The sequence below is a fragment of the Actinomadura rubrisoli genome, assembly GCF_004349215.1.
In the GTDB taxonomy this organism is placed as follows: Bacteria; Actinomycetota; Actinomycetes; order Streptosporangiales; family Streptosporangiaceae; genus Spirillospora; species Spirillospora rubrisoli.
Window position 1 is genome coordinate 1 of the sequence record NZ_SMKU01000566.1, and the last position, 3,402, is coordinate 3,402.

General features: G+C 69.7%; 4 protein-coding genes. 2 read left to right on the forward strand and 2 right to left on the reverse strand.

From position 1 onward, the window contains the following. Nucleotides 1–679, reverse strand: a 679-nt coding sequence (locus E1298_RS45360) for an alpha-amylase family glycosyl hydrolase (RefSeq protein WP_243726242.1), incomplete at its 3' end; no start/stop codon positions are given. A gap of 467 nt (nucleotides 680–1,146) precedes the next feature. Here E1298_RS45360 and E1298_RS45365 point away from each other — a divergent pair. Both E1298_RS45365 and E1298_RS45370 read left to right on the forward strand, forming a co-directional pair. Then, nucleotides 1,147–1,554, forward strand: a complete 408-nt coding sequence (locus E1298_RS45365) for a hypothetical protein (protein WP_131903559.1) — start codon at nucleotides 1,147–1,149, stop codon at nucleotides 1,552–1,554. A gap of 3 nt (nucleotides 1,555–1,557) precedes the next feature. After that, a complete protein-coding gene (locus E1298_RS45370; RefSeq protein WP_131903560.1) occupies nucleotides 1,558–2,397 on the forward strand; it encodes an STAS domain-containing protein in 840 nt (279 codons plus the stop codon). 42 nt (nucleotides 2,398–2,439) lie between these two features. Here E1298_RS45370 and E1298_RS45375 read toward each other — a convergent pair. Beyond that, the coding region (locus tag E1298_RS45375) for an alpha-amylase family protein (RefSeq protein ID WP_481726151.1) at nucleotides 2,440–3,402 on the reverse strand (963 nt) is incomplete at its 5' end.

The following is a 3,402-nucleotide window of genomic DNA, read 5'->3' on the forward strand; positions in this document are numbered from 1 at the left end:
CCAGGTCGAGCCAGAAGCGCAGGACCTCCAGCATGGCGTCTTGGACGGCGGGGTTGTCGTAGTTGAGGTCGGGTTGGTGGGAGAAGAAGCGGTGCCAGTAGTACTGGCCGCGGACGGGGTCGTAGGTCCAGTTGGAGGATTCGGTGTCGATGAAGATGATGCGGGCGTCGGGGTATTTGGTGTCGGTGTCGTGCCACATGTAGAAGTCGCCGAAGGGGCCGCCCGGGTCGGTGCGGGAGGCTTGGAACCAGGGGTGGGCGTCGGAGGTGTGGTTCATGACCAGGTCGGCGATGACTCTGATGCCGCGGGCGTGGGCTTGTTCGATGAGTTCGACGAAGTCGCCGAGTTCGCCGAAGTCGGGCAGGATCTTGGTGTAGTCGGCGATGTCGTAGCCGCCGTCGCGCAGGGGTGATTGGTAGATGGGCAGCAGCCAGAGGCAGTCCACGCCGAGCCATTGCAGGTGGTCGAGTTTGGAGATCAGGCCGCGCAGGTCGCCGTAGCCGTCGCCGTTGGAGTCGGCGAACCCCCGCACCGACACCTCGTAGAACACCGCCGTCTTGAACCAGTGCGGATCGCGCGGCGTCTCCGGGCTGAACGCGTCCGCGACCGGTCCCGCGTCCGGCGCGCCGGCCTCCCCGGCGAACTCGGAATCGGTGAGGAACTTCGACTGGACGCGCATGGGCCACCCCGGGTCTGTTGGGAGATCGTCTAGATCAGCAATGCCCGCGCGCCGCGCCCCGGACGTTCGCGACAGGCAACCATCCGCAAAAATTTCAGTACAGGCCGTGACCGGCGGCCCGGTTTCGGGACCGAGCGGACCCGGCGCGCCGGGGGAGCGTCGTCCATCGCCGGGGTAGATCCCCGGACGCGCCGCCCGCTTTCCTCCGGCCGCGCCCCGGCGCGAGAGGTCATCGCGCGGTCGGCGAATGGCAGCGGACGGGAAAGTAACGCAAAATCACGTCGATTTCCCGCCGTGTCGCTGGCGCCCGCACCCGGTGGCGCTTGCCGCGTGACGGCTGTGTCATGTCCGTGTTTTTAGCTTCGTCGCTTTTTCCACCGCAGGCCCCGGGTAGTTCATTTTCAATGCGACCGGGCGAGGAAAGGACCTCGTCCAGAGCGATCGGAGGGACAGTGGAGCGCTGGGAGATGTCGCCATCGGCCGTACCGACGCGCGACGACCTCGTAGCGCGGCTGCGCGTTCGCTTCGCCGACATCCCGGCTGAGAACGTGCGCCGTTGCGTGGACGATCTGTGGTGCTGCTGCACCCATCTCGGAGTGCGGCCCGACGAACAGGCGATCGAGCGCCTCGCGGCGTCCCGGCTCACGGGCGTCGTGCGGGGGGCGCCTCCGCCCTGCCCGGACCATCCGGACGGGAGACGGCCGTCCAGACCGCCGGGGATCCGGGTCACCGAGAGCCGGGCGCCCGGCGCGTTCGCCCCGCCCGCGGCCCCGCACCCGCATCTCCGGGACGCGCTCGCGGCGCCCGACCCCGGCGATCCCACCGCTCCGTCCAGGAAGGCCCGCGCGGCCGCTCGAACTCCGATCGGGATGTGACACATGCGAGACACCACCGTGCCCGGCCTGGACATCGGGACCCGGCGAGGCTTCATCGTGCTGAGCCTGCCCGCGCAGATCAGCTGGCAGAACTACGCGGGCATCCGGGAGGGGGTGTGCCGGGCGCTGTCCCTCGCCTCGGGGACGGCGGAGCCCGGGAGGCGCCGCAAGGGCGTCGTCGTCGACTTCGGTGACTCGATCCTGCTCGACGCGTCCGGGCTCGTCCTGCTGGCGCGGACCGAGACCCGCGCCCAGCTGCTCGGCTGCCCCCTGCGCGCCGTGGTGCCCGCCATGGCGGCGCCGGTCCGGCGCGCGCTGCACCTGACGGGGCTGTCCCGGCTCGTCCCGGTCTTCCCGGACGTGGCGTCCGCGACGGACGCGCCGGTCCCCCGGAGGAGCGCGGCGGCCGTGGACACCACGCACGTCCTCGACGCCATCCGCGCCATGCACCCGGGCGACACCGGGCTGTCCCCCGCCCCGGCGCCCGCCGCCGACTTAATGATCACCACGACGGAGGCCGGCGACGGCGCCCACACGGTCGTCCACCTGTCGGGGGTGCTCGACCAGAGCACCGTCCAGCGGCTCGGCGAGACGCTGACCTCGCTGGTCGAGGGCAATCTCCAGCACCTCATGGTGCGGATGAGCGACAAGCTCGGCCTGCGCTGCGACCCGCTGCCCGTCCTGCTCGGCATCCGCTGGCGCGTGGCCGCCGAGGGCGGCTGCCTGTCGCTGCTGGAGCTCCCGGCCCGCCTCCGCGAGATCATCGACCGCGAGGGGCTCGGCTCCGTCTTCACCTCGTGCCGGACGATCGACGCCCGCCTGCCGGCCACCGAGCCGGTCTGACACCGGACGCCCCGGCCCCGCACCCGCTCGTCCCGTCGCGCTTCACCCTGCCCGCACACGTTCTCCGTCCGCCTGGATCGTGAGGATGTGTGCGGGTTGGGTGTGGGGGTCCAGGCGGACGTAGTTGGAGCGTCGCCAGGTGTAGGTGGTGCCGTCGAGTTGGTCGGTGACGGTGAAGGGGCGGTCGGGGTCGTCGGGGAGGCCGAGGGCGGCCAGGTCCAGGTGGAGGGTGGCTTCTTGGGTGTGGTGGGGGTTGAGGTTGACCACGGCCAGGACGGTGTCGTCGGCGTGTCGTTTGGAGAAGGCCAGGAGTTGGGGTTGGTCGATGGGGTGGAAGTGCAGGTTGCGGAGTTGTTGGAGGGCGGGGTGGGTGTTGCGCAGGGTGTTGAGGCGGGTGATGAGGGGGGCCAGGGTGGTGCCGGTGCGTTCGGCGGTTTCCCAGTCGCGGGGGCGGTACTGGTATTTCTCGGAGTCGCGGTATTCCTCGCTGCCGGGGCGTACGGGGGTGTTCTCGCAGAGTTCGTAGCCGGAGTAGATGCCCCAGGTGGGCGACAGCAGGGCGGCGAGGATGGCGCGGATGGCGAAGGCGGGGCGGCCGCCGTGCTGGAGGTACTGGTTGAGGATGTCGGGGGTGTTGGTGAAGGTGTTGGGGCGCATGTAGGCGGCGGCGGGGCCGGTGAGTTCGGTGAAGTGGGTGCGGAGTTCGTCGGCGGAGTTGCGCCAGGTGAAGTAGGTGTAGGACTGGTGGAAGCCGATTTTGGCCAGGGTGTGCATCATGGCGGGGCGGGTGAAGGCTTCGGCGAGGAAGAGGACGTCGGGGTCGGTGGTGTTGATGTCGGCCAGGAGGCGTTCCCAGAAGGGGACGGGTTTGGTGTGGGGGTTGTCGACGCGGAAGATGCGGATGCCGTGGCCGATCCAGTGTTTGATGATGCGGTGGATCTCGGTGTAGAGGCCGTCGGGGTCGTTGTCGAAGTTGAGGGGGTAGATGTCCTGGTATTTCTTGGG